15 protein-coding genes and 1 pseudogene are annotated in these 25,095 nt (G+C 72.6%); 8 read left to right on the plus strand and 8 right to left on the minus strand.

Annotation, left to right across the window (positions count from 1 at the left end):
* Nucleotides 1–21: 21 nt before the first annotated feature.
* The 4 genes and pseudogenes from WMF39_RS07735 to WMF39_RS07750 all read right to left on the minus strand — a co-directional run bounded on the left by WMF39_RS07735 (nucleotide 22) and on the right by WMF39_RS07750 (nucleotide 5,520).
* Nucleotides 22–1,329 carry an efflux RND transporter periplasmic adaptor subunit gene (locus tag WMF39_RS07735; protein ID WP_437744907.1) on the minus strand — a complete coding sequence of 436 codons (1,308 nt, stop codon included), beginning with the start codon at nucleotides 1,327–1,329 and terminating at the stop codon, nucleotides 22–24.
* Nucleotides 1,326–2,249: pseudogene (locus WMF39_RS07740) on the minus strand (efflux RND transporter permease subunit); the annotation flags it as partial. The pseudogene WMF39_RS07740 and the gene WMF39_RS07735, both read right to left, overlap by 4 nt.
* Complete coding sequence (locus tag WMF39_RS07745) at nucleotides 2,237–4,405, minus strand: substrate-binding domain-containing protein (RefSeq protein ID WP_437744908.1); 2,169 nt, start codon at nucleotides 4,403–4,405, stop codon at nucleotides 2,237–2,239. The gene WMF39_RS07745 and the pseudogene WMF39_RS07740, both read right to left, overlap by 13 nt.
* 515 nt (nucleotides 4,406–4,920) lie before the next feature.
* Nucleotides 4,921–5,520, minus strand: a complete 600-nt coding sequence (locus WMF39_RS07750; protein ID WP_437744909.1) for a hypothetical protein — start codon at nucleotides 5,518–5,520, stop codon at nucleotides 4,921–4,923.
* Nucleotides 5,521–5,670: 150 nt separating this feature from the next.
* On the opposite strand from WMF39_RS07750, the gene WMF39_RS07755 reads away from it, so the two are divergent.
* The 4 genes from WMF39_RS07755 to WMF39_RS07770 all read left to right on the plus strand — a co-directional run bounded on the left by WMF39_RS07755 (nucleotide 5,671) and on the right by WMF39_RS07770 (nucleotide 11,273).
* On the plus strand, nucleotides 5,671–7,149 hold the full coding sequence (locus WMF39_RS07755) for a tetratricopeptide repeat protein (RefSeq protein ID WP_437744910.1): 1,479 nt from the start codon (nucleotides 5,671–5,673) through the stop codon (nucleotides 7,147–7,149).
* Nucleotides 7,150–7,207: 58 nt separating this feature from the next.
* Nucleotides 7,208–8,893: a hypothetical protein gene (locus tag WMF39_RS07760; RefSeq protein ID WP_437744911.1), complete on the plus strand. Its 1,686-nt coding sequence runs from the start codon at nucleotides 7,208–7,210 to the stop codon at nucleotides 8,891–8,893.
* A 191-nt stretch (nucleotides 8,894–9,084) separates the two neighbouring features.
* Complete coding sequence (locus WMF39_RS07765; protein ID WP_437744912.1) at nucleotides 9,085–10,482, plus strand: AAA family ATPase; 1,398 nt, start codon at nucleotides 9,085–9,087, stop codon at nucleotides 10,480–10,482.
* Nucleotides 10,479–11,273: a hypothetical protein gene (locus WMF39_RS07770; RefSeq protein ID WP_437744913.1), complete on the plus strand. Its 795-nt coding sequence runs from the start codon at nucleotides 10,479–10,481 to the stop codon at nucleotides 11,271–11,273. Before WMF39_RS07765 ends, WMF39_RS07770 begins: the two co-directional genes overlap by 4 nt.
* Before the next feature lie 3 nt (nucleotides 11,274–11,276).
* Here WMF39_RS07770 and WMF39_RS07775 read toward each other — a convergent pair whose 3' ends face one another.
* Entirely contained in the window at nucleotides 11,277–16,304 is a 5,028-nt protein-coding gene (locus WMF39_RS07775; RefSeq protein WP_437744914.1) for a sigma 54-interacting transcriptional regulator, read from the minus strand.
* Between the two features lie 98 nt (nucleotides 16,305–16,402).
* Between WMF39_RS07775 and WMF39_RS07780 the strand changes: the two genes are divergently transcribed.
* From WMF39_RS07780 to WMF39_RS07790, 3 genes are all read left to right on the plus strand, one after another.
* Nucleotides 16,403–17,104 (plus strand): hypothetical protein, encoded by a 702-nt coding sequence (locus WMF39_RS07780; RefSeq protein ID WP_437744915.1) that lies wholly within the window; start codon nucleotides 16,403–16,405, stop codon nucleotides 17,102–17,104.
* A gap of 96 nt (nucleotides 17,105–17,200) precedes the next feature.
* Complete coding sequence (locus WMF39_RS07785) at nucleotides 17,201–17,893, plus strand: hypothetical protein (protein ID WP_437744916.1); 693 nt, start codon at nucleotides 17,201–17,203, stop codon at nucleotides 17,891–17,893.
* Nucleotides 17,894–18,122: 229 nt separating this feature from the next.
* On the plus strand, nucleotides 18,123–20,273 hold the full coding sequence (locus WMF39_RS07790; protein WP_437744917.1) for a substrate-binding domain-containing protein: 2,151 nt from the start codon (nucleotides 18,123–18,125) through the stop codon (nucleotides 20,271–20,273).
* A gap of 29 nt (nucleotides 20,274–20,302) precedes the next feature.
* On the opposite strand, the gene WMF39_RS07795 is transcribed toward WMF39_RS07790, so the two are convergent.
* The 3 genes from WMF39_RS07795 to nrfH all read right to left on the minus strand — a co-directional run bounded on the left by WMF39_RS07795 (nucleotide 20,303) and on the right by nrfH (nucleotide 23,918).
* On the minus strand, nucleotides 20,303–21,628 hold the full coding sequence (locus tag WMF39_RS07795; protein WP_437744918.1) for a M28 family metallopeptidase: 1,326 nt from the start codon (nucleotides 21,626–21,628) through the stop codon (nucleotides 20,303–20,305).
* 313 nt (nucleotides 21,629–21,941) lie between these two features.
* Complete coding sequence (locus WMF39_RS07800; protein WP_437744919.1) at nucleotides 21,942–23,369, minus strand: ammonia-forming cytochrome c nitrite reductase subunit c552; 1,428 nt, start codon at nucleotides 23,367–23,369, stop codon at nucleotides 21,942–21,944.
* A 30-nt stretch (nucleotides 23,370–23,399) separates the two neighbouring features.
* Nucleotides 23,400–23,918, minus strand: coding sequence for a cytochrome c nitrite reductase small subunit (gene nrfH, locus WMF39_RS07805; protein WP_437744920.1), 519 nt, complete (start codon nucleotides 23,916–23,918; stop codon nucleotides 23,400–23,402).
* Nucleotides 23,919–24,211: 293 nt separating this feature from the next.
* Here nrfH and WMF39_RS07810 point away from each other — a divergent pair, with 293 nt between their 5' ends.
* On the plus strand, nucleotides 24,212–25,090 hold the full coding sequence (locus WMF39_RS07810; RefSeq protein ID WP_437744921.1) for a phytanoyl-CoA dioxygenase family protein: 879 nt from the start codon (nucleotides 24,212–24,214) through the stop codon (nucleotides 25,088–25,090).
* Nucleotides 25,091–25,095 lie beyond the last annotated feature (5 nt).

Consider the following 25,095-nt stretch of genomic DNA (forward strand, 5'->3'; position numbering starts at 1 on the left):
TCGACGCGAGCGAGGCTGGCTTCAGCGGTTAGGCCCGCCCGGAGGCGGCGGCGGCGGCCCTTCAGGGAGGATCTCGACCGCCATCCCCTCGCTCAGCTCCGCGCTCGCGAGCTTCACGACCCGCTCGCTCCCGTCGAGCCCGGTCGACACCTGGATCGTCGCGCCCGTGTCGCGCTCGACGACGATCGGCGCGAAGCGGATCCTGCTCCCGGGGTCGATGACGGCCACGCGGAGCCCCTTGGCGTCGTTGTAGAGCGCCGTCGCCGGGATCTCGAGCACGCGGTGCGGCGTGGGCAAGGTCAGCGCGACCTCCGCGTACATGCCGGCGAGGAGCCGGCCGTCGGGGTTCGGCACCCGCACCTCCGTGTTCATCGTCCGGGTCGCCGCGTCGAGCGCGCCGGCCGTGCGCGCGATCGTGCCCTGGAACGGCTGCCCCGCGAACTCGCGCACCGTGACCTTCGCCGGCGCGTCGACCCGCACGCTGGGCGCCACGTCCTGCGGGACGCCCACGAAGACGCGCACGGGGTCGGTCGCCGCGACGGTGAAGAGCGGCGTCCCGTTGCCCGCCGTGACCAGCGCCCCGCGCTCGGTCGTGCGCGAGGTGACCGTCCCCGCGAACGGCGCGGCGACCTTCGCGAACTTCTTCTGATCCAGGATGCGCTGGACGTTCGCCTGCTGCGCGGTGATCGCCGCGCGCGCCACGGTGACGCTCGCCTCGGCGACGTGCGCCTGCCCCTGCCGCTGCTCGAGCTCCTCCTGCGGCGCCACGCCCGCGGGGACGAGCTGCTCGTAGCGCTTCACGCTCGACCTCGACAGGTCGCGGTTGGCCTCGGCCTGCACGAGGCCGGCGCTCGCCTGCACCAGCTGCGCGCGGGCCTGCGCGAGCTCCTGATCGAGCTCGGGCGTGTCGATCTCGGCGAGGATCTGCCCCTCCTCGACCTTGTCGCCGATGTCCGCGGTCCACCTCCGCACGTAGCCGCTCACGCGCGGGTAGACGACCGTCTCCGCGAGGGGCTGGATGCTGCCGGGCAGGACGAGCGCCCGGTCGCTCGACGCCGGCTGCGGCGCGACGACCCCCACGCGCGGGGCCGCGCCCTCGGCGGCCCGCGCGCCCTGCTCGAGCGCGGCGCGGGCGTTCCGGCGGGGCAGGTAGGCCGCGGCGAACGCCGCCCCGAGCACGACGACGAACCCCACGCCGAGGGCGAGGCCGCGGGTCCTCGTCAGCACGGCGGGCGGCGGCAGATCGAACCCGAGGTCGTCGGCGGGGCTGCCCGGGGGCGGGGGAGCGGAGGTCGGGGGGGCAGCGGATCGGCGGGCGGGGGAGCTCATAGGTCCTCTGCGAGCAGGTCTCTGGCCGGGGCCTTGTTCCTGAGGAGGCTGTACATCACGGGCACGAAGAAGAGCGTGCTCAGCGTCGCGACGAGGAGACCGCCGATGACCGCGCGCCCCAGCGGGGCGTTCTGCTCGCCGCCCTCGCCCAGGCCGAGCGACATGGGCAGCATGCCGAAGATCATCGCGAGCGCCGTCATGAGCACCGGCCTGAGGCGCGTCATGCCCGCGGCGAGGGCCGCTGTGCCCGCGTCGCGGCCCAGCTTGCGCTGGTCGTTCGCGAACGTCACGACGAGGATGCTGTTCGCCGTGGCGACGCCGACGCACATGATCGAGCCCATGAGCGCGGGCACGCTCAGCGTCGTGTGCGTCACGAACAGCACCCACGCGATGCCCGCCACCGCGCCCGGGAGCGCCATCAGGATGATGAGCGGGTCGAGCCACGACTGGAAGTTCACGACCATCAGCAGGTAGACGAGCACGACCGCGAAGAGGAGCCCGTAGCCGAGCCCCGTGAACGAGGTGTCCATGCTCTCCGCCTGCCCCTTGATGGTCACCTTCGTCCCGCGCGGCAGCTCGGGCCTGAGCTCGTCGACGACGCGCGAGACGGCGCCCGCGACCGAGCCGAGGTCGGTGCCGTCGACGTTCGCCTGGACGTCGAACGTCCTCGCGACGTTGTAATGGGTGATGTTCGCCGGTCCGGTCGCGCGCGACATCGACGCGACGTTGGACAGGAGCTGGGGGCGGCCGTCGCCGGTCGACAGCGGCGTGGCGTTCACGTCGTCGATGGACCCCATCGCGTACTGGGGCGTCTGCACGGCGACGAGGTACTGCACGCCGCGCTTGTCCAGCCAGTAGGCCAGACGCAGCGGGATAGCGGAGCCGAGGCGCGGCGCGCGCCGACGGCTCAGGCCCGGGGGACCCGCGGCGCGTCGAGCGGCTGCCGTTTGCGGCGCAGCGCCGAGAGCGCGCTGCCGAGGGTCTGGTGGAGCGTCATCCCCTGGAGGTCGATGCCGAGGCGGATGAACCCCTGCGCGACCTGGGGCCGCATCCCCACGACGATGACCTCGGCGCCGAGCAGGAGGGCGGCGCGGGTCGTCTTCATCAGCGACGCCGCGACCTGCATGTCGGCGAAGGGCACGCCGGTGATGTCCATCAACAGCACCTCGGCTTCCTGGCGGCTGAGCTCCGCGAGCACCACCTCGAGCACGTGGCGCGCGCGCTCCAGATCGATGGCGCCGACGAGCGGCACGAGCAGCACGCCCTGGTCGAGCGGGATGACCGGGCACCCGAGCCGGCGCACGTCGTCCGCGAGGGCGCGCTCGCGCTCGTAGGCGGCGCGCGCCTGCTGCTCCTGCGCGACCAGCGACTCGATCAGCGACGCGCGCTCGAACGCCGCGGTGAGCATCGCCACCCACATCTCCATGTCCCGGTGATCCAGCCCGAGCGGGCTGCTCACCGGGGCGCAGACGGCGAGGATGCCGCGATCCTCACCCTCGCTGCGGAGCGGGATGAGCCGGAGGACGTGGTCGCTCCGCCGGGCGGCGGCAGGCAGCCAGTCGCCGCGCGGGAACGCCTCGGCCGCGACGCGCGCGCCCGCTTCCGGCGTGGCGGCCGCCGCTCCGGGGGAGCAGCTCTCGACGACCCGCAGCAGGGGACCCGTGTCCTCGGGCGCCTCCCACACGGCGAGGCAGCCCCAGCTCATCTGCACCGCGGAGAGCCAGCTCAGCTTGCTCCCGCTGCCGCCCGCGTCCGCCAGGAGCGTCTCCCGGATGACGAGGTTGATGTCGAGCAGGCCGTTCAGGTAGTCGGCGCGGGCCGCCTCGATCGCGACCCGGCCCTCCATCATGGCGCGCCGGGCCGCCCGGATGTACGCCGCGACGCGCCGCTCGGCGGCGGCGTCCCCCGCGCCGCGGAGCATCGTCTGGCCGGCCCGCTCCAGCCGGTCGACCATCTCGAGGAGCTGGTCGATGTCGGGCATCTGCTCCGCGGCCTCTCGCCAGGCCCTCTCCAGCGCCGCGGCAGCGGGGCCGGGCCTGCCCCAGACGGCCGCCTCGAGCCCGAGGACCACCTCCGTCGCCCCGGGCCAGGCCTCTTCCGGCGGCGAGCTCGGATCGAGCGCCGTCGAGGCGCTCGCGAGCGCGGCGAGCTCCCGCGCGAGCGCGCCGGCCCGCGCAGCGGCGCTGCGGGCCGACGCGGGCGCGCTGGCCGGCGCCGCGGCGCTGCGGGACGACGGGGGCGCGTCGCGCAGCGCCGGGGCGGGCGAGCAGCCGCAGGAGCGGCGCAGGACCAGGGTCGTCGGCGCGATGTGCCCCGCGCAGGGGAGCTCCCGTCCGGCGAGGAGGTCGATGAGCAGCTCGGCGGCCGTCCCGCCGAGCCGGTCGAACCGCTGGCGGACCGTCGTCAGCGGCGGCGAGGCGTACCGGGCCGCCTCGATGTCGTCGAACCCGACGAGCGCGATGTCCTCGGGGACGCGGATGCCTGCCTCGGCGAACGCGTCGAGGACCCCGAGCGCCTCCTTGTCGGCCGACATGAACATCGCGGTGCAGGTGACGCCCTCTTCCAGCAGGCGCCGCACGGCGAGCCGCCCGCTCGCCCGCTCGTTGTTCGGAAGATCGAAGACGAGGTCGGGGTCGAACGAGATGCCGCGCTCCTCGAGCGCGTCCCGGTAGGCCTGGAAGCGCTGCCGGATGTCCTCGTGCGCCATGTGGCCCGCGAAGACGATCCGCTCGTGGCCGTGGTCGAGCAGGTGGCGTACGGCCGAGAGGGCGCCACCGTGGTTGTCGGGCAGGACGTAGGGACAGCGCGCGTCCTCGTTTGCGCGCGCGCTGAGCGTCACGACGGGCCGGCCGTCGTCGAGGAAGGGCTCGAGTTCCGCCGCGTCGATGAGCGCGATCCACCCGTCGACCTGGTCTCGCGCGAGCCGCAGCCTGTGGACGTCTCGCGGGGACGCCCTGATGGCGATCACCCGATATCCGGCGCGCGCGGCGGCCGACTGGATACCGCCGAGAAGCTCGCAAACATAGCTGCCCCAGATGTCGGGGCACATGATGCCGATGGCTCTATCGAGCGACATGGTGGCAGCATCCTCGGTGGTCCTCAGCGCCCGCGTCCCGTCGTGACGCGATCACAAACGCAACCTGGTAGCACGCGACACCCGTGTGGCCATGCCGCTCTGCGGCGCGCTCGCGGCGGGAGCGGGCGCTCGTCGTCGCGAGCTCCAGCGTTCCCGCGTCCCCACGTCCGGCTCCCGGTCGCCTGCTGATGGCCGTGCTGTGCGGCAAGCGGCGCGAGTATCGGATGGACGGCGATGCTTGTCAGCTCCGATTGTCGCGCGCCGGAAGGGCGCCGCGGCGGGCGGCCTCAGGGGCTCGGAGCCGTGCTGGGCGATGTCATGGTCTTTCCTGTCCGGTCTCCGACGCGCAACTCTCGTCACTCGAACGAGCACACGTTGTTTGTGCGCAGACCCAAGAAGTACTGGGCGAGTGTCGTTGCCATTTCTGATCGGCTCGGCGCATGAGATCGAAGACGTGGCCTTGGGGGCGCCTCCATGGCGAGCGCATCGACACCCCGCAGCGCCTTGGTCGCGGCTCAGGTCCCGTGCGGCGAGCGTTGCTCGGAATCGCTCGAAAAGAGAAACGCCTGCTGCTCGAGGGCCACCCGCCCCTTGCGCTTGGGCCGGCGCGGCGGCGCCCCGGACTCCGTCGGCTCGCCCTCGGTCTGCTCGGCGCAGCGCGGGCAGACGGCGGGCGGCGCGGGCGGCTCCGGCGCCGCGATCTCGAGCCGGGGCGGCGAGGGGGGCTCCGGCGCCGCCTCGGGCTGCGGCGGTTCGACCGGATCCGCCCGCTCGATCTCGGCGCGACCGCGCGCGTGCTCGGCGGTGACCAGGGCGCGGAGGGCGCGGGCGGCGGCGCGGTGCTCGGCGGCTGCCCGGCGCAGGCGCGCGACGAGCTCCAGCGCTGCCCGCGGCGGCGCGTGGAAGCGGGCGCGCTCGCGGTGCGCGCAGCCGTCGTGGGCGCCGCCGCTGCTGCCGCAGTCGATGCAGATCCGCTCGAGCGCGAGCGGCTCCCGGATGGCGGAGGTCGGCTCGTCCGCCGCGGTGTCGTCGGGCGGGAATGCGTCGATGGGTTCCTCGGCGGGCGGCAGCTCCTCGACGACGACGACGGCGGCGGCGGCCTTGCGGTGGCGCATGTCGATCGGCTAGCAGATCATTGAACGGATGTACAGTTGTCCCTGGTTCTCGCGGCGCGGCGGACCGTCCGGGAGTGGCGGACGTCCTGGCATGGCGGACCAAGGAAACGCCTGTGTCTGCCGTGTCCATTGTGATTGAATCCCAGGTTCATGGCTCAGGATGCGGTCACGCGGCTCGGCAGGGAGGCGCTCTCGCAGTACACCCGCGATGAGCTGATCGACCTGGCTGACCGCGAGCTGGCCCGCACGGCGGAACCGCTCGTGTTCCTCGCGGAGGCGTCGCGCCGTGAAGCCGCGCTCGACGACCGGATCGCGTCGCTCTACGAGCGCGCGCTGCGGTCTCCGTCTCCGCTGGTCAGGTTCCATGCGGCCTGGTGCGTCTACGACACCAGAGCTTGCTGGGCCCGGTTCATCCCCGTCCTGCAAGCCGCCCGCGAGGCCGAGGACGACGAGCCGAACCGGGAGAACATCGATACCGTGATCGAGCTTCTGCAGACCGAGCTCCGGGAGGAGGAAGAGGAGCAGATCCGGTGGGCGCACCGGGGGCTCGCTCGCGTCGAGTACGACGTGACCAGGCGGCGAGCGCTGTCCAGCGAGGAGCTCACGGCGCTCAAGCAGGCCGTCGACTTCCTGCGCATGCCGTACGATATCTACCATTGGTACTCCGAGCGGAGCCTGACCATGTCGCTGGAGCGCGCGCTCGCGTCGCTCCGCCAGCTCGAGCGCTGGTGGGACGAGATCGCGCCTTCGTTCCAGTCCGAGGCCCCCTATCAACACGCGGATCCGTTCATGGACGAGGACAGCATTCACCCGCTGGGGGCCTACATCATCAGCAGCCAGTTCCTGTGGCATTATCACGAATCGGATCAGGCGGAGCGCCATCTCCTCCGCTCCTTCCACCTGGCGGAGACGCTCATGGCGAGGGGGCAGGGCGGAGCGGCTCAGGTCATGCCTCGCGCGCCCCTGAAGGAGCGGTATCAGGACAGCGTGTCGCGTTGCTACCATGACCCGCGCCTCTACACGGTCAATCATTTCTACCTCGGAGAGCTCTACGAGCGTCGGGGCGCTCATGAGCAGGCCGCGCGGCACTACGCGCGCTTCGCCGAGCTCGAGCCCGATTTCTCCCCGAGGAACTCGTACGCCTCCCACCCGGATTACTACGACGTGAAGCGGTTCTATCCGGGGACGGTCGAGGCGTACGGCAGGCTCGGGAACCTGTACCGCGATCGGCTGGGCAATCCGGATCGGGCGCGGTTCTACTACGAGGAGGCCCTGCGGCTGAGCCCGTCGCACCACACCCCGTACCGGGAGTACGCGCGCCTCCTGCAGCAGGCCGATCCTTGCGGGGCGCTCGACCTCCTGCGGCAGGAGATCGAGGTGCTGACCTCCTATCCGGATCCCGATCCAAGCCCGAACTCGCGCTGTCTTCCGTTCGAACCTCGGGAGGTGGTCCAGCGGTTCCATGCATGGCGCTCTCACCCGATGGCGCCGCGCCACGACGTGGACGTCATGGCGCGGTCGGTCCTCCGGTTCCTGAAGCGCCTGTCTGTCGAGCCGTACCGGTTTGCGTACTCCCAGTGGAATGAGCTCGCCCAGCAGGTGGAGAGCGCGTCGTCTCCGAGCGCGTGACCCCCGGCGCCGTCGGGGCGCTGCGTCCGGCGGGGGGCCGACGTGGTAGCCTGCCGGCATGATCCTCCCGCTCGCGCCGCTCGCGCAGAGGAGCGCGCTGCCCCGGCCAGCCCGGGGTGTCCGGCTCGCGCGCGCGGCCTTCCTCGCCGGGGCGGCCGCGGCCTCCCTCGCGCTCGGCTGCCAGGGCATCCTCGGCATTCACGACGTCTCGCGCGACGGAGCCGGCGGTGACGGCGGCGCTGGCGCCGGTGGCGCCGCCGCGTCGGGCGGAGGCGGCGGCGACCTGTCCGCGCACGGCAGCGGCGGCGGGGCGCCGCAGGCGGGCTTCTCGATCGCGCTCGACCCGGCGGCGGCGCGCGTGGTGCGCGGCGGCTCGACGTCGCTCACCGTCGCCGTCACCCGCTCGGACGACTTCGTGGGCGACGTCGCGCTCTCGCTGTCGGGCCTGCCGAGCGGCGTCACGGCGAGCCCGGTCGTGGTCCCGGGCGGCGAGGTTACCGGCGTGCTCACGCTGACCGCGGAGCCGCTCGCGGCGGTCGGCGGTGCCGCGCCCTCGCTCGTGGCCAGCGCGCCCGGGCTGGAGGATCGGGAGCTGCCGGTCTCGCTGCTCGTCGCCGATCCGCCGGGGACGCTCGATGCATCGTTCGACGGCGAGGGCATCGCCACCAGCGGCACGCCCCACGAGGCGCGCGCCATCGTCGTCCAGGAGGACGACAGGATCCTCGTCGCAGGGGTCGACGGGGACACCTGGGGGCTCGCGCGCTTCCTGCCGAGCGGCGTGCTCGATCCGGAGTTCGGCACAGGCGGCCTCGTCGTCGGCCAGAAAGGGACGGTCGAGTCGCTGGCCCTGCAGCCCGACGGGCGCATCCTGGCGGTGGGGACGCGCGATCACCAGCTCGCGGTCGTCCGGTTCCACGGGAACGGCGGGATCGATCAGGCCTTTGGCGCCAGCGGGATCGCGAAGCTCGATCCGGCCACGATCAGTGATTCGGAGGGCTTCGACGTCGCCGTCCAGAGCGATGGCGCGATCATCGCCGTCGGTGTCGGCCCCGGCAGCCGCGGCATCGTCGCGCGGTTCTCCTCGACGGGCGACCTCGATCGCGACTTCGGCGGTTCGGGCCTCTTCTCGATGGATGAGCGGCCGCTGCACTCCGTCGCGCTCGGGGAGGACGATCACATCGTCGCCGGAGGGACCGAGCGGGACGCGGGCCCCACCTTCCTTGCGGCGCGGCTCGATCGCGACGGGGTTCTCGATCCTGGCTTCGGAACGGGCGGCATCGCCTACCTCTCGCAGACGCCCTACAACGATTCCGACCTCGCCCTCGGAAGCGACGGTAAGCCGGTCCTCGTGGGATACGCGCTCGACGGCGTGAATCACCATGCATTCGCGCGCTTCAACGCGGACGGCTCGGCGGACACGACGTTCGGCGGGACTGGCATGGTGAACGCGAGCGGCGAAGAGAAGCCCTATGTGCGGGGCTACGGTGTCGCCCTCCAGGCCGACGGCAAGATCCTCGGCGCGGTCGCGGGCGGCACCGTGAACTCGGGCATCACGGCCTCGATCCTGCGGCTCCTGCCGGACGGCTCCAGCGACGCCGGGTTCGGCGCCTCGGGCGCCGTCGTGCTCGACGACCATCCGGACCAGAACTACCTCTACGCCGTCACCGTCCAGCGCGACGGCCGCATCGTGGCCGCGGGGAAGCGGTCGAACCTCGGGCTCATGGTCGTGCGCATCTGGGATTAGGCGCTGTTCGTGCCCGCCTGCACCGTGACCCCGACAGTTCGACGACCCAGCGACCAGGGTGTACCGGCGCCAGCCGGGGGGAGGGGCTGCTGGCGCGCGCAGGCGGAGCTACCAGGACCCCCTGGCTCCCCGGGCATGCCCTCGCCGGCCGGGCTTGCCCTGGCCGGGTTGATGGGCGATAGGGAGGCGAGATGACGACGAGGAAGGCAGCGGCGGGCGGGGCCAAGCGCCGGGTCGCGCGGAAGCTGGGGCCGAGCAAGGGCGCCCGTGGCGTCTACTTCTTATCGCTCACGCTGGAGAACGTGCGCTGCTTCGGGCCGGCGCAGACGCTCGACCTGTCGAACGGCGAGGGGAAGCCGCGGCAGTGGACCGTGATCCTGGGGAACAACGGGGTCGGGAAGACGACGCTGTTGAAGGCGCTCGTCGCCAGCCGGCCGGTGTTGGCTGACGAAGCGCCCGAGTACGTTATCTGTCACATCATTTCGCCATCGAAGTTTCTCATCAACAATGAAGAACTGCTACGTTCCTCGGCACGAACTGCAATCCTCGAGAGCCGTATTTCGTTCGGCGGCTTGATCTCTGCACCTGAATCCAAGTTTCGCGCGGAGACACTGCGTGCCAAGGTCGAACATTTCCGAGGTCGTGGCAATATCGCGAAGCGGGTCGAGTTGGCCGATCTGTTCTGTGTTGCCTACGGAGCCTCCCGTCGCATGGGCGCGAGCGCCTTGACGGATCCCCGTGACGACGATCCGATCGCCACCCTCTTCCACGATCACGTGCCCCTGCGCAACGCCGAGGAGTGGCTCCTCCAGGCCGACTACGCCGCGAACAAGCCCTCGCCGCACCAGGCGCAGGCTCGCGCCCGCCGGGACGCGGTCCGGTCGATGCTCATCGAGCTGCTGCCCGAGGTCGAGGACATCCAGATCCTCGCCGATCTGGACGATAACCCTGCACGCCCCCGCCCCGGTATCCTGCTCGATACGCCCTATGGCCGGGTGCCCCTCCAGGGCCTGAGCCTCGGCTACAAGACCCTGCTCGCGTGGATGGTCGACTTCGCCAGCCGCCTCTACGAGCGTTACCCCGACAGCGAGAACCCCCTCGCGGAACCGGCGGTGGTCCTCGTCGACGAGATCGATCTGCACCTGCATCCGGCCTGGCAGCGGAAGCTGCTCAGCTATCTCTCGGAGCGCTTCCCCAACGTCCAGTTCATCGTCACCGCGCACAGCCCGCTCGTGGTCCAGGCGGCGGAGAACGCCAACATCGTCGTCCTGCGTCGTGAGGGCGACCACGTGGTCATCGACAACAGCGGCGCGGCGGTCCGAAACTGGCGTGTCGACCAGATCCTGACCAGCGACCTGTTCGGGCTGCCGAGCGCGCGGCCGCCTGTGCTCGACGCGCTCCTCGCCGAACGCCGGGAGATCCTGATCAAGCCCCGCCTCTCGACGGCGGATCGACGCGCGCTCGAGCGCGTCGAGCGAGAGATCGGCGAGCTGCCGACCGGCGAGACGCCCGAGCAGATGGAGGCCATGGACATCATCCAGCAGGCAGCGCGCTCGCTGAAGAAGGCCGGTGGCGGCGCGTCCAGATGATCCGGGTCAAGAAGCCGGAGCAGGCGCCCAGGAAGCTGCGAGACAAGGCGCCCGCGGCGCGCGCGGCCGTCTGCGCTTCGTACCGCGGCGCGCGCGCGTCGATCCAGCGCGGCGCGGCCACGCTCGACTTCGAGGTTGCCGTCTATGCCCACCCCGCCGTGAAGATGGCGCTGGAGACGGCTCACCACGGCAAGTGCTGCTACTGCGAGTCGAAGGTGAAGCACGTCGCTCACGGGGACGTGGAGCATTATCGGCCCAAGGCCGCGGTGCAGCAGGCGCGGACGGCGCCCGTCGAGCGCCCGGGGTACTACTGGCTGGCGTACGCGTGGGACAATCTCCTCTTCTCGTGCGTGCTCTGCAACGAGAAGCACAAGAGGAACCTGTTCCCGTTGCGTGATCCCCGGAAGCGCGCCCGCTCGGCGCGCGCCAAGCTGGCCGCGGAGGCGCCGCTCCTCGTTCATCCCGCGCAGGAGGATCCCGAGCAGAGCATCGGCTTTCGCGACGAGTACGCCTATGCCATCGAGGGGGATCCGCGCGCCGAAGCCACGATCGACGAGGTGCTGCAGCTCAACGAGCGGCCATCTCTCCTGGAGCGCAGGCGCGATCACCTCGCGAGAATCCGCCTCATGCAGGTGATCGCGGGCCAGCCAGAGGTCGAGCCTGCCGTGCGGGCGCAGGCCCGCGCGTGGCTCGATCGCAGCGTCGCGGACGACGCCGAGTACGCGGCCATGAGTCGAGCCGCGCTCCGCTCGCCCTCACCTCGCCGGGACGCCTCCCCGCTTGCGCGCTGACCCTCACTCCTCCCGCAAGAGCCCGTAGCGGGCGAGCTTCCGGTACAGCGTCATCCTCGGGATCCCGAGGCTCCTCGATACCTCGCTCACGTTCCAGCGGGAGAGCTCGAGCGCGGCGCGGATCCGCTCCTCCTCGGCGCCCTGGTGCTCGGCGCGCGACCGGCCCCGCGGCGCGGGCGCCGCCGCCGGCAGCTGGATGTCGGCGGCGCCGATCTCCGGGCCCGGCGAGAGCACGCACGCGCGCGAGAGCACGTTCTCGAGCTGCCTCACGTTGCCGGGCCAGCCGTACGACGAGAGCCGCCGGAGCGCGCCCCGGGACAGCCGGAACGCCGGGCGGCCCTGGCGCGCCGCGAGCTTCTCGACGATCGCCTGCGCGATCGCCGGGATGTCGTCCGGCCGGTCGCGCAGCGGCGGCAAGCGGATCTCGATGACGCTGACCCGGTAGTAGAGGTCCTCGCGAAAGCGCCCCCGGGCGACCTCCTCCCGCAGATCCCGGTTCGTCGCGCAGACGACCCGCACGTCGGCCACCGAGACGCTCCGGTCCGACCCCACCGGGCGGATCGAGCGCTCCTGGAGCGCGCGGAGCAGCTTCACCTGCACGCCGAGCGGCACCTCCCCGAGCTCGTCGAGGAACAGCGTCCCGCCCCGCGCCGAGACGAACAGCCCGCCGTGATCGCGGACCGCGCCGGTGAACGCGCCCTTCACGTGGCCGAAGAGCTCCGACTCGAGCAGCGCCTCGGGCAGCGCGGCGCAGTTGACCGCCACGAACGGCCCGTCCCGCCGGGGCCCGCCCGCGTGGATCGCGCGCGCGACGAGCTCCTTGCCGGTGCCGCTCTCGCCGGTCACCGTCACGGTCACGTCGCTCTCCGCGACGCGCTCGCAGAGCGCGAGCACCGCGCGCATCGGCGCGCTCCTCCCGGCGATCTCCGGGAAGTCGCGGCGCGCGTCCGCCCGGGTCCGCTCGAGCTCGTGCGAGAGCCGCTCGATCTCGTCGGCCTGCGAGCGCATGAGCTCCGCGACCCGCCGCTGCTCCTCCTCCAGGGCCCGCGTGCGGTCCCGGAGCTCGGCCATCAACCTGCCGTTGTGCAGCGCGACCGCGATCTGGTCCGCGAACGCGCCGAGCAGATCCGCGTCGCCCTCCGCGAACTTGCCGCGCTGGAACCGGTTGTCGAGGTAGACGGCGCCGAGCACCGCGCCGTGCGCGCGGATCGGCACGCACACGATCGACCGGAGCCGCAGGCCGTGCACGGACGCGTTCCCGTGGAACCGCTCGTCGGCCAGCGCGTCGACCGTGAGCACCGCCTCCCCGCGCTCGACCACCCGCTTCGCGATCCCGTGGCTGAACTTGAGCTGGCTCTTGCCGACGCGCTCGCGATCGAGGTTCCGCGCGACAGCGACCTCGAGCCTGCCCTTCGCGTGGCCTCCCGGTTCCGGCGACGGCGACGGCGACGCGAGAATCACGAACCCCCGCTCGGCGCCGGTCAGCTCGATGGCCGCGTCCATGGCGAGGCGGAGCACCTCCTCCGCGTCGAGCGTCGAGCTCAGGCGCCGGTTCACCTCGAGCAGCTTCAGCACGAGCTCCATGCGGGCCCCCGGCGGCGCGGGCCCGCCGCGGAGCGCGGCCCGCCGGGGGTGCCGCCAGAAGACCTCGGCGAGCTCGGCGGGGAGCGTGCTCCCGATGCGCTCCCAGCACTCGAGCGCGGCCGTGCGGTGCCGCTCCGCCAGCGCCGCCGCCGACCGGAGGCGGAGCACCTCGGCGGACACCTCCTCGTGCTTCGCGTGGAGCTCGAGCTGCGAGACCCTCGCCACGAGGCCCGCGCCCCGCTGCACCTCCGCGAGGGCCGCGCCCGTGTCGCCGCGGGCCAGCGCGAGCTCCGCGCCCGCCGTCGCGTGGCGCAGCGCGAGGTCCGCCGCGTCGGCCTCCCGGAGCAGCGCCGCGGCCTCGGCCAGCCGCGCGCCCGCCGCGGCCCTGTCCCGCGCCGCGAGCGCGACCTCCACTGCGTGGATCACCGCCTCGCACGCCTCGCGCTTCGAGCCGCGCGCCGCGTGGCCGGCGCGGGCCTCCTCGAGCAGCCGCGCCGCCTCGCCGAGCGCGCCGCGCGCGGCGGCGATCTCCGCCGCGAGCCCGAGCGCCGCCACGGCGATCTCCTCGGGGGCCCTCGGGCCCTCGGGCGCTCGCATCCGCGCGACGGCGAGCTCGGCGCGCTCGAGCAGGCCGACGTCCGCGTGGATCTTGGCGAGGTTGAAGCGCAGGGTCGCCTCGGTCCGCTCCTTGGCGAAGGCGATCGCCGCCCGGAGCCCGCGCTCGTAGCAGCGCAGCGCCGCGCCCCAGTCGCCGAGCTGGTGCCTCGCCGTCCCCAGGTTGAGCGCGGCCGTCGCGAGCAGGTCGCCGAGGCCCTCGGCCTCGGCCAGGTCGAGCGCCTCCTGGAACCCGCGCGCCGCCAGGGCCGCGTCGCCGGCGCGGTAGGCGTGGAGCGCGTGGTAGCTGAGCGTGCGGGCGCGGGCGCGGGGCGAGCCCGACGCAGGCCGCAGCGCGACGGCGCGCGCCAGGCTCTGGAGCGCCCCGGCCTGGTCGCTCAGGTACCCGAGCGCGAGGCCCAGCGTCTCGGCCAGCTCCGCGGCGGCCTCGCGCGCCTCGCCGCTCGCGAGGGCGCCGTCGGCCTCGCGCGCCTCGCCGCTCGCGAGGGCGCCGTCGGCCTCGCGCGCCTCGCCGCTCGCGGGCGCGCCCTCGACCTCGCGTGATCCGACCGCCGCGAGCGCCCCCTCCGCTTCGCGCCGGGCCTCGTCGTAGCGGCCGAGGCGCAGCAGGCAGCGCGCGGAGAGGCTCGCGAGCCGCCCGCCCCAGGGCCCGGGCGAGAGGGCCCGCGCGCGCCCGAGCTGCCAGAGCGCCCGCTCGACCTTGCCGAGCTTCTCGTAGCAGCGCGCCGCCCGGTACGAGAGCTCCGCGCCGACGTCGGCGGGCGGCCCCGCGCGCCTCGCCCGCGCGAGCAGCGAGAGCGCGCGCCGCGGGTCGCCGGCCGCCTCGATCGCGGACGCCGCGGCCACGAGCGTCCGCGGCGCCGGCAGGACCTCGCAGGCGGCGTCCGCCGCGCGCACCCAGGCGCGCGGCGCCCACTCGAGCATCGGCCCGGACGCGGCGAGCGCCCGCCGCGCCGCCTCGTGGTCGCCCGCGAGCACGAGCGCCCTCGCCCGGTCCGCCGCGCGCTGGCTGCGGAGCGCCGGGCCGAGGGCCGCCTCGTCGGCGCCGGCGAGCTGGGCCGCCATCGCGGCCGCGATCTCGCGCACGACGCCCGCGTCGAGCCAGGGCAGGAGCGCCCTGGCTTGCCCGGGCTGGCCGAGGCGGAACCCCTCGCCGTCGAGCCGCGCGAGCCCCGCGGCCTCGAGCGCGTCGAGCGCCGCGCGCCCCACGCCGAGCGCGGCGGCGGCCTCGGGCCCGAGCGGGTCCGCGACCGCGAGCGCCGCGAGGGCGCGCGCCTCGCCGCGGTCGAGCGCCGCCACGCGCCGCCGCCAGAGCTCCGGGGTGCCCGTCGTGTGGACGAACCTGTCGAGCTCCGCCTCGCTCAGGCTGCGCTGCGCCAGCGCGGCGCAGAGCTCCTTGAGCGCGCGCGGCCGGCCGCCGCTCGCGCGCAGGAGGTCCGACGTGCGCGCCGCCGTGGCGAGGGGCGCGGTCCAGACCCGGACCGCGTCCTCGCCGAGCGGGCCCAGCGGCAGCTCGACGACCGCGCCGCCGCCCACGTCGAGCCGCTCCGCGGAGGCGATCAGCCAGAGGACGGCGTCGGTCGGCTCGGTCGATCGCACGAGCGCCTCGAGCAGCGCCCGGTCGTGCGCGCCCAGCCTGTGGGCGTCGTCGATCGCGAGCACGCGCGGCCGGTGCGGCGCGGGCAATCCGTACGAATCACGCGAATCCCGCAGATCGCGCGAATCCCCCGGGCCGCGCGCCGCCTCGCCCTCGCGCCCGCGCGCCCCCGCGAGCTCGCCGCGGGCCCCGAGCAGCGCGTCGACGCCGGCCGGGAGCTTCGCGCCGCCGAGCGCCCGGACCAGCAGCGCGCGCAGCGGATCGTCGCCGCGGGGCGCGCCCTCGACGACCTGCGCGCGGAGCTGCGCGCGCCACTTGAGCTCGCGGAACAGCCGCGATTTGCCCGCGCCTTCCTCGCCCGTGACGATCACCGCGCGCGGCCCGCGCTCGCCGCGGAGCAGCGCCTCGAGCGCCGCGCCGAACGCCTCGACCTCGCGCTCCCGGCCGACGATCTCGCCCGGCTCGCTCACGACGGCGGGCGCGCGCCGCGGCAGGCCGCCGGCGGAGAGGGCCTCGAGGACCTCCTCGACCCCGGAGGGGCGGCTCGCCGGATCCTCGGCCGTGAGCCGCTCCGCGAGGCGGCGAACGGCGGCGGGCGGCGCCCCGGAGAGGAGCGGGAACAGGGCCTCGAGCGTCCGCCCCACCGCGAAGAGATCGGAGCGCGCGCTCGGCGGGGCCCCCCGGAGGAGCTCTGGCGCGAAGAACCGCGCCGTCCCCGAGAGGTCCCCCGCGTCCGCGCGCATCCTCCGCGCCGCGCTGAGGTCGATGAGCACGCCCGCGCCGTCGTCCCGCACGAGGACGTTCTCGGGCTTGAAGTCGCCGTGGACGATGCCGGCGCCGTGGAGCCACCCGAGCGCGTCGAGCGCGTCGAGCAGGACGGGCAGGGCCGCGCGGAAGGCGCGCCCCCGCGCGTGCTCGGCCAGCGTCCGGCCGCGGATGAGCTCCGTCGTGCCATACGTGAGCGGCTGGCCCGGCGCGCCGCCGGACGTCGTCCGGGCGAAGTCGTACGCCCGCGGGAGGCGCGGGTGAGCGCAGGCCGAGAGCAGCGAGAACTCCCGCCGGAACGCCTCGAGCGCGCCCGCGGAGCCGAAGCTCAGCGATTTCATCGCGACGTCGCGATCGAAGAGCCGGTCGCGCGCCTCGTAGACCGAGGCGAGCCCGCCGCGCCCGAGCGCGCGCACGACCTCGTAGCGGCCATCGACCACGGCCCCTGGCGCAATGCCGTGGTGTACCATCGGTACAATATGGTACAGAATGGTACAAAAGGGGGCCGCGATCTCCGCGGAAAGCAGCGGATCGCATTGGCGCGACTCTTGAACAGAGGGGCGGCGTGATGCGCTGGCTTGCGGTCCTTCTCGTCGCTTGCGCCGCCGGGTGCGGGGTGAACCCCATCCCGGAGCCGCCCTTCGAGCGGCCGCCGGCGCTCGCCGGCGACGTCGTCGGCGCGGTGTGCGACGAGTGCGACGGCGCCCCGCTAAAGCTCACCGGCGCGCCCGGGAGCGTGACCGACGCCGACGTGGTCTGGGCGGTGAACCTCGACGGGACCGCGCCCCCGGTCGTCGCGCCTGTCGCGGGCGACGGCAGCTTCGCGCTCGACATCGACGGCCTCCGCGGGAACGAGCTGCGCCTCCAGGCGCGGCGCGGCGCGCTGCGCTCCGAGCCGGCGGACCTCATCGCCGGGGCCGGCGCCCTCGAGCCGTCGCCTCGCCCGCTCGCGGACTGCTTCGAGGTCGAGCGCGAGCTCGCCCTGCCCGAGGCGGCCGCCGGCGCGACGTCCAGCAGCGCCGTCGCGCTCGCGCACGCCTGCGGCGCGCCGCTCGCGATCGACAGGATCGCGCTGCGCGCCCCGGCGCCCGAGTACAGCCTCGAGGGAACGGCGGCTCCCGTCGTCCTCGAGGCGGGGAGCGCCGGAGAGCTCCGCGTGGTGTACCGGCCGACCGGCGCCGCCGCGCGCGAGGAAGTGGCGCTGATCGAGGTGTCTTCACCGGAGGTCTTCCGGCGGGCGGTGACGCTCTTCGTGCCCGGCGCTCCCTGAGTCGATTCCAGCTCTCTGCTCCTCCGGGAGGCTCGAGACGGGCCTCGAGGGGGAGGTGCATCTCCCAACCCACACGAGAAAGATACGGAGACCAACATGCGAGTCTGTGCCTTGTTGCTTCTTGCGGCCTCTTCGATCGTCGGACTGCTCGGCTGTGACCCTCCCACGGGCGGCGGCGGCGGGGCGTGCCCGGATCCGAGCGATCCGGGCGTCCACTACGTCTCTCAAGATCCGGACGAGTGCGCGCTCATCGACTTCGTCTGCGCGGAGGGACAGCGGCTGATGACCGAGCCCGGGTGCGGCTGCGGCTGCATCGACGAGGAGCCGCCCCCCGCGTGCCCGGATCCGAGCGATCCGGGCGTCCACTACGTCTCTCAAGATCCGGACGAGTGCGCGCTCATCGACTTCGTCTGCGCGGAGGGACAGCGGCTGATGACCCAACCAGGGTGCGGCTGCGGCTGCATCGACGGGGAGCCCACGTGCCCGAACGAGGGCGATCCAGGCGTCCGTTACGTCTCTCACGATCCGAACGAGTGCGCCCGCATCGACTTCGATTGCTCACCGCCCGAGAAGCTCTTCTCCAGCGAGTGCGGCTGTGGCTGCGTCGGCCCCGCGCCGGAGACCTGCCCTGACGCCGCGGATCCGGACGTCCGCTACGTCTCTCACGATCCGGAGTACTGCCACCTCGTCGACTTCATCTGCGCGCCGGGAGAGGAGCAATTCTCCGACGCGTGCGGCTGCGGCTGCGTCGGCCCGGCGCTCCCCGTCGGGCGCGCTCAAGGCAACTGACCGCGCCCGCGGTCTGCCGCCCTGAGAAAGGTGCTCGCCCGGCCGTCCTGCGCGACCGGCGCCGCGCGTGAACCTCGGCGGAAGCAGCCGCTCAGGATTGTTTACATGCGCGCACCCATCGCATCACACAGGATCGAGCGGCGGCTGGCCCACGCGCGAAGTTCTTGAGTCGTTTCAGCGAGGACGGTGATAGGCTCGCCCGGGGGATGAGGGGGCGAACGCGACCGGGATGAAGACTGGGCCTGTCGATCAGCGCACATCGAAGGTGATCGGCGTCGCGTCGGTCTTCCTCGACAATTCCTTCAACGCCACGGCCTTTCGAGGCATGCACCGCGCCGCGCGAGCCCGGGGCTACGAGCTCCTCCTCATCTACGCGACGCCTCGGCGCGTCTTCGAGCGCGGCGTGGCGCTTCGCCAGGTGGCCGGCTGGATCGCGATGTACAACATCGACGGCCTGGAGGAGCTGCTCTCCGATGGGAAGCCGGGTGTCATCTTCTGCGCGCCCCCGCTCGGGACGCGCTGCCCGGTCGTCCGTGCGGAGAACCACGATTCGATTCACGTGCTCGTCGATCACCTCATCCGGCTCGGACATCGTCGGATCGCTTACATCGGCATGACGGGGTCGGACGATTTCCACGAGCGGGGCAGGGCATTCGATCAGGCGATGCGCGCGCGCGGGCTCGAGGCCGACCTCAACCTGCTCTCCGAGTTTCACGAGTGTGCGATCTTGTATACCGAGCAGCGCTTCCACGAGCTGCTCGCGCGCAATGGCAAGTTCTGTACCGCGCTCGTGGCGGGCAACGACGAGATGGCGATTGGCGCCATCAACGCGATCCGGGCAAACGGCTACCGCGTGCCCGAGGACATCGCCGTGGTGGGGTTCGACGACATCAACGCCGCCCAGCACTGCGATCCGCCGCTCACCACGGTTCGGCAGGACCCGGCGCTCCTCGGGAGCACGGCCGTCGAGCGGCTCATCGACTTGCTCGACGGCCTCCCCCCTCGTGAGCCCGTGACCCGCGGCCCGACCGAGCTGGTGGTGCGTCGCTCGTGCGGAAGCGGCCACGCCGCGTGGAACGCCGCGCCGGTCGCGCCAGCGATCGAGGCGCCGGAGGGCGGCTGGCAGCACGCGCTTTCCCGGCAGATGAGCCTCCTCCTGGATGGGTCGGGGCGCTCGCCGTCCGGCGACGCGCCCCTCGGCTGGCCCGAGGCGGAGGTGATCGCGCAGGGCCTCGGCGCGGCGCTCGCCGGGGAGGAGCCGCTGGACGTGGGGACGCTCCAGCGCGCTTTCGCCGCCGGGGTCACGCAAAACGACAAGATCGAGGTCCTGCTCGCGGTGGTGAAGCTCGTCGAGCAGACCGCCGCGCGGCGGCTCGCCGGCGCGCCGGAGCCGGAGGCCGCGCGCCGGCTGGAGACGTTCCTCGACCGCGTGCGGCTCGCGCAGCAGCGGGCCCTCGCTGCGTGGGAGCGGCGGAACGTGAGGAGCCTCGAGCGGCTGGTCCGCGCCAAGGTGCACATGAGCAGGCTCCTCGCCTCGAAGCACGCCTGGACCGAGGAGCGCCTGGAGTGGCTGGCGCAGACCTCCGTCGGCGTCGGGTGCGTCGCGCTCTGGGCGGATGCGTCGGGCTCGGCCGAGCCGGAGTTCCTCGTCCACTCCGTGTACCCGAGCGATACGGCCTTGACCGCGCTCGTGGGGCACCGTTATCCGGCCCCCCACTTTCCGCCGCCCGCCCTGCGCGCGGCTGCCTTGCCGGACGAGCCGGGCGGCTATCTCCTGCTGATCCCGCTCGTGAGCGCGACGCGCGACTGGGGGACTCTGGTGCTGGGAGGGCTGCACCTGGAGAGCTTCGTGGACAACCTCCATCCGCTGGCCATGTGGGTGTCGCTCCTGATCGCCGCGTTCGAGCACCATGACATGGAGGCCACGCTGCACGCGGAGCGCGACATGCTGGCGGCCGCCTACGAGCGCGAGCGCGCGCTGGCGAGCACGGTGCGGGAGCTCGGCTGTCCCGTCATCCCGCTGCTGCCCGGGGTTCTGCTCGTCTCGCTGATAGGCGCGATCGACGCCACGAGGGCGCAGCAGATCATGGAGGCCGCGCTCTCTGGCGTCGCGCGGGAGGGGGCGCGGTGGGTGCTGCTCGACGTCACCGGCGTGCCGTATGTCGACGAGGCGACCGCGGCGGCGCTGGTGCAGACGGCGCAGGCGACCCGGCTGCTCGGCGCGCGCGTGAGCCTCGTCGGCGTCGGGCCCAGGATGGCGCAGGGCATGGTCGGCCTCGGGATCGAGCTGCACGACATCTCGATCTTCCAGTCGCTGGCCGCCGCCATCAGCGAGCTGACCAGGCCAGAGAAGAAGACGAAGGCGAGGCGGGCAGAGTAGCGCCGCAGGGCGCGCCGAGATCGCTCGAATCACTTCATCAGGAGCTTCACCGCCGCGCGCCCGGCGGCCTCGGTCAGCCGCCGCATGTAGTCCCAGTTGAGCTGATCGACGCGGTCGCAGCGCTGGTGGTAACAGGGGTTGCCGTCGTCGCCGAAGAAGTCCTGCGATATGGCCACGGCCGGCGCCCCGTAGCGCCAGAACGCCGAGTGATCGCTGCGGTTCGTGCAGGCGTCCACCCGGGTCAGCCCGAGCTCGCCGTGCGACGCGGCCTCCTCGACCAGCGCGGCCAGATCGGACGACGTGTTCTCGTTGCAGTGGATGACGTGATAGTGCCCGTCGTCGTTGGAGTCGTAGCCTGTCATCTCCAGATCCAGGACGCCGACCACCTGATCCATCTGCCCGTTCCGGTAGAGCTTGCTCGCGTAGGCCCGTGAGCCGAGGAGGCCGTCCTCCTCTTGATCGAAGGCGACGACGCGGAGCCCGATGCTCAGCTTCGCGTCCTTCAGCGCGCGGGCGATGGCGAGCGACGACACGATGCCTGAGCCGTCGTCGTCGGCGCCGGCGTTGCTCATGGAGTCGTAGTGCGCCGAGAGGATGAGGACGCGCGACGGATCGGCGCCGGGCCTGTCCGCCGTCAGGTTGACGCCCCGGCTCCAGCCGCTCTGATAGGCGTGCTCCTCGACGGTGAACCCGATCGCCTCGAATTGCTGGCGCATCCAGCCGCGGGCGAGCGCGCGTCCGTCCTCGGAGCCGCGCTCGCGGATGACCGTCGAGCGGCCGCCGACGGTCACGGGCGCGGCGCCGGAGAGCTCCTTGAGCCGCGCCTCGAGGAACGCGGCGTCGATGTGGAGCTCGGGCAGCTCGGCGGCGTCGCCGTCGAGCCGCGCGCGCGTCCCGGCCGGAGCGCGGGTCCCCTGTGCTCCCGGAGCGCGCGACAGGGCCACCTCGTGCGCCCCGATCGGCTCCGCGTGAAGGCGGTGCGAGCCGAGCCAGTCATGGGGGTCGCGGCCCGTCGGGACGGCGACGGCGGCGATCCCGCCGACGCGCGCGCGCTCGCCCGGGAGCGCCGCGCTGGGCAGCGGCCCCTCCACGAGGTAGAGCGAGGCCCCGCGCTCTTCTCTCAGAGTGACGCTCTGCCAGGCGTCATCGACGCTGGCGCGGGTCACGACGACCTGGCCAGTCTCTGTCGCGAGCCGGTTCAGGAACGTGCTGACCGTATCCTTGCCCACGTGCGAAACGTGGATCTCTCCGGCCGCCGGCGCGCCCGGATCTCCGGACGCGCACGACGTCGAGACGAGCGCAAAGGCGGCACACAGCGCGGCGACGGCGCTCGAACGATTGCGGCAGGTTGTCATGGCGTCTTCCCCTTTCGGCGACACCGTACGGATCTCAAACGAATTATCCAAGCACTATCTCGCGATGAGTCGAGCTTTGGATCGAGCCGCGTCAAATGCAATGAGGGACACATGACCGCTCCATCGGAGCTCTGGAGTCATGGTCCAGCTCGTCAGTCCGTGAGTGATGACGAGGCCGCTCGGCCTGTTCGCGCAGACGCGCGGTCCGCTGTCCGGCACTCCAATCTTCGCGCCGCGTTCTCCTATATCCCAACGTTTATGTGGTCGTGGACGTTTACGTTTACGTTTACGTAAACGTGAACGTTGGCTCGGGTTACTCTTCGGGCGGGGTTCCGTCTCGCAGCGAGAGCTGCCCTCGCCGGCAGGTATCGATGGCGGACGCGAGGATGCGCATCGCCTCCTGCGGCGCGTGGAAGCCGGACGAGTTCTCCGCCTCGGCGAAGTCGACGAAGAACTGACATTTCCGCTGCGCCGCGCGAGGCCCCGCGAGCGCCTCTTCGGCCATCCCGGCCTCCTTCGCCCGGCGGATGTCGCTGATGAGCGCGGTCACCGCGTCCATCGCCCGGTTGCGCGCCTCGAAATGGCGCGACTGGATCGTCTCCACGCGCTGCCGGAGCTCGTCCTCGGGCCACTTGTGGCACGTCTGGCACGCGCGGTTCACGTTGAGGAGCGGGCTCTGCACGTGGTGATCGCTGATCTTCGTCGCGCCGACCCGCTGGTAGGGCATGTGGCAGTCGGCGCAGGCCACGCCGGAGCGCGCGTGGACGCCCTGATTCCACATCTCGAACTCCGGGTGCTGCGCCTTCAGCACCTTCGCGCCCGACTCCGCGTGCGTCCAGTCCGAGTGGCCGCTCTCCTCGTAGTAGGCGTAGATCTCGTCGACCTTGAGGCCCTTCGCCCACGGGTACACGAGCCGCTTCTCCGGGCCCTTGAAGTAGTACTCCACGTGGCACTGGCCGCAGACGTACGAGCGCATCTCCTGGCGCGTGGCCATCGTGTTGACGTCGTAATCGGCCTCACCCATCGACGCCTTGAGCGCGCGGATCCCCTCGATGAACCCCGGCCGCGTCACCCGGAGCTGCATCGACTCCGGGTCATGGCAATCGATGCACGAGACCGGGTGCGTCACCAGCTTGCGCGCCTCGGGGAAGGGCATCTGGTTCATCGCCTCCCACCCCCGCATCAGGTCGCCGCCGCCGAGCTTCTTGTACGGCACGTACACGGACGCATGGCAGTGAATGCAGGTGCCCGGCTGCTTCGCCGCGATCTGCCGCTCGGTGTACACCTGATCCTCGAGCATGTGGGCGTGCCCGCGCTCCTCCCGGAAGTCCCGCGCGAAGGCGTAGCCGGCCCACATCGTCTTCAGCCGCCCGTCCTCCTCGAGCTTCGATTGCGCGACCACGCTGCGCGGATCGGCGTCCGTCGGCGTGCGCGGCACCGCCTCGCTCCCGCCGAAGCGCGTGCGCTTCTGGTCGACCGTGCGCCGGTAGCCGTCGTACTGGAGGGGGAAGTTCTTCCCCCAGACGGCCGGGTCGTCTATCGTGTCGTCAAGCTCGACGACGCGATAGAACGGGCTCTTCGCCTCCTGCTTGTGCTCGAAGATGTTCACCAGCAGCGCGGCGATCCCGGCGGTCGCCGCCGCCGCGGCGAGCGCCGCGAGCGGCAGGTAGCGCCAGCGCGCCGGCCGCTTGCCGGTGCGCTCGCTCTTCTGCGTGGATCCTTCGTCCTTCGGCTCCGTCATCGATTCCATCCCTCGTGCAGCGGGCGCCCCTCAGTGCAGGTGGCCCACCGATTCATGGCAGCGCACGCACGAGAGCCTCGCGGCGCCGTGGTGCTCGCTGTCGATCGCATCCACGACGTCGCCGTGGCACCCGCGACAGGCCTCCTCCGTGATGCGTAGATTGCTGGGCTTGATCCGGATCGGGTCCGGGAAGCGGCCCGAGGTGAAGGCGAACGAGTGCCAGAACCCGTTCGACGCCTTCGTGGTATATTTCCCCAGGAACGTGTGCGGCGCGTGACAGTCGTTGCACCCTGCCACGGCCCGGTGGCTGGAGCGCTGCCACCCGGCGAACTGCTCGTTCATGATGTGGCAGTTGGCGCACGCCGACGGATCGCTCCCCAGGTACGAGGCCCCCTTCGCATAAACGAAGGTGTACCCGCCGAGCCCGGCGGCCACGCCGAGCGCGACGCAGAGCGCGAGGAGCAAGGCCCCCGTGGAGCCGGGCCCGCCGCGCGCTCGCTCGCGCGCCGGCGGCTCCGGCGGTTCATCTCGCCGTTGCCCTTCCGTCATGGAATCTTGCTCGTGGGTCATCTATCGCCGGACCGGTTCATCGACTCTCGATCCTCGACCCGCCGCTTTGCAAAGCAGGTGCCGCTACGTCTCGGCCGGAGCGACGATCGACGGCCCGGCGGCGGGGACGAGCCCACTCGGCGCGAAGGGCGACGCGGGACGCCTTGCGGCCCGGCCCACGCGGCCGCAAGGCGTGCGCAGCGGTGCAGATTCCGCGCTGGCGGGCGCGCTCCCTGCGGCCGCTGTTCCCGCCGCGGCCCGTCTGCGCTAGGGAGCTGGCCAGGAGACGTCACGTGACCGCCCCGCGCGACACGCAGCCAGCTGCCGCCACGCCCGCGAGCGCCGGCCTGCCTCCGGCGAACCACCGTATCCGGCTGCCGGATTTCGAGCTCGGCGGCGCGCTCACGGCCGAGCAGCGGGGCTTCCTCGACGAGCACGGGTTCATCCGCTTCCGCGGGTTCGAAGGTCGCGGCGCGGTGCGCTCGCTCGTCGAGGAGGTCGAGGCCGTGGACCGGCGGCTCGTCGGGGAGGGCAGGGCGCACATCAACGGCGTCCCGCTCCTCTTCGGCACGCGGAAGGACGGCTCCCGTTACATCCAGCGCATGGTGTTCGCGTCGCTCTTCGGCGAGCGCCTCCGCGCCTTCCTGCGCGACCCTCGCTTCGGCGCCATCCTCGATGTGGCCGGGCCGGGGTACCGGATCGGCGCGCGGGAGCGCGACGGGCTCGTGATCAACCATTACCGCAACGAGGAGGGGTCGACGCACCGGCGCCTCGGCTGGCACACCGACAGCCTGCGCGACCTCTTCTATCTCGAGAAGCCGCGCCGTTACCTGAACGTCGGCTTCTATCTCGACGACTCGCCCCTCTCGAAGGGCGGCGTGCGGCTGATCCCGTCCTCTCACCGACAAGGCCTCTTCGAGATGATGACCCGCAAGGCCTATTTCCTCGACCACCGGCCCGATCCGGACGAGTTCGCGCTCGAGGCCGCGGCGGGGGACCTCACGATCCACGACGGCCGCATCTGGCACCGCGTCGCGCAGGCCACGGCCACGGGCGACGCCAGCCAGCGGCGCGTGATGTACCTGCCGCTCATGAGCGGACCGCTCAAAGAGAAGCACGAGGGCAGCCCCACGCCCCTCTATTTCCGGCTGAAGCGGCTCGCAGGGTACTGAGCGCC

It is taken from the genome of Sorangium sp. So ce1504, assembly GCF_051521635.1.
GTDB classification, from domain to species: Bacteria; Myxococcota_A; Polyangia; order Polyangiales; family Polyangiaceae; genus Sorangium; species Sorangium cellulosum_B.

Excerpts from the sequence above, each read along its gene's own strand:
- WMF39_RS07735 (WP_437744907.1), bottom strand. The coding sequence starts at position 1,329 with ATGAGCTCCCCCGCCCGCCGATCCGCTGCCCCCCCGACCTCCGCTCCC.
- nrfH (WP_437744920.1), bottom strand. The coding sequence starts at position 23,918 with ATGACGGAAGGGCAACGGCGAGATGAACCGCCGGAGCCGCCGGCGCGC.
- WMF39_RS07755 (WP_437744910.1), top strand. The coding sequence starts at position 5,671 with ATGGCTCAGGATGCGGTCACGCGGCTCGGCAGGGAGGCGCTCTCGCAG.
- WMF39_RS07790 (WP_437744917.1), top strand. The coding sequence starts at position 18,123 with ATGAAGACTGGGCCTGTCGATCAGCGCACATCGAAGGTGATCGGCGTC.
- WMF39_RS07745 (WP_437744908.1), bottom strand. The coding sequence starts at position 4,405 with ATGTCGCTCGATAGAGCCATCGGCATCATGTGCCCCGACATCTGGGGC.
- WMF39_RS07770 (WP_437744913.1), top strand. The coding sequence starts at position 10,479 with ATGATCCGGGTCAAGAAGCCGGAGCAGGCGCCCAGGAAGCTGCGAGAC.
- WMF39_RS07780 (WP_437744915.1), top strand. The coding sequence starts at position 16,403 with ATGCGCTGGCTTGCGGTCCTTCTCGTCGCTTGCGCCGCCGGGTGCGGG.
- WMF39_RS07765 (WP_437744912.1), top strand. The coding sequence starts at position 9,085 with ATGACGACGAGGAAGGCAGCGGCGGGCGGGGCCAAGCGCCGGGTCGCG.
- WMF39_RS07800 (WP_437744919.1), bottom strand. The coding sequence starts at position 23,369 with ATGACGGAGCCGAAGGACGAAGGATCCACGCAGAAGAGCGAGCGCACC.
- WMF39_RS07775 (WP_437744914.1), bottom strand. The coding sequence starts at position 16,304 with ATGGTACACCACGGCATTGCGCCAGGGGCCGTGGTCGATGGCCGCTAC.
- WMF39_RS07785 (WP_437744916.1), top strand. The coding sequence starts at position 17,201 with ATGCGAGTCTGTGCCTTGTTGCTTCTTGCGGCCTCTTCGATCGTCGGA.
- WMF39_RS07760 (WP_437744911.1), top strand. The coding sequence starts at position 7,208 with ATGATCCTCCCGCTCGCGCCGCTCGCGCAGAGGAGCGCGCTGCCCCGG.
- WMF39_RS07795 (WP_437744918.1), bottom strand. The coding sequence starts at position 21,628 with ATGACAACCTGCCGCAATCGTTCGAGCGCCGTCGCCGCGCTGTGTGCC.
- WMF39_RS07750 (WP_437744909.1), bottom strand. The coding sequence starts at position 5,520 with ATGCGCCACCGCAAGGCCGCCGCCGCCGTCGTCGTCGTCGAGGAGCTG.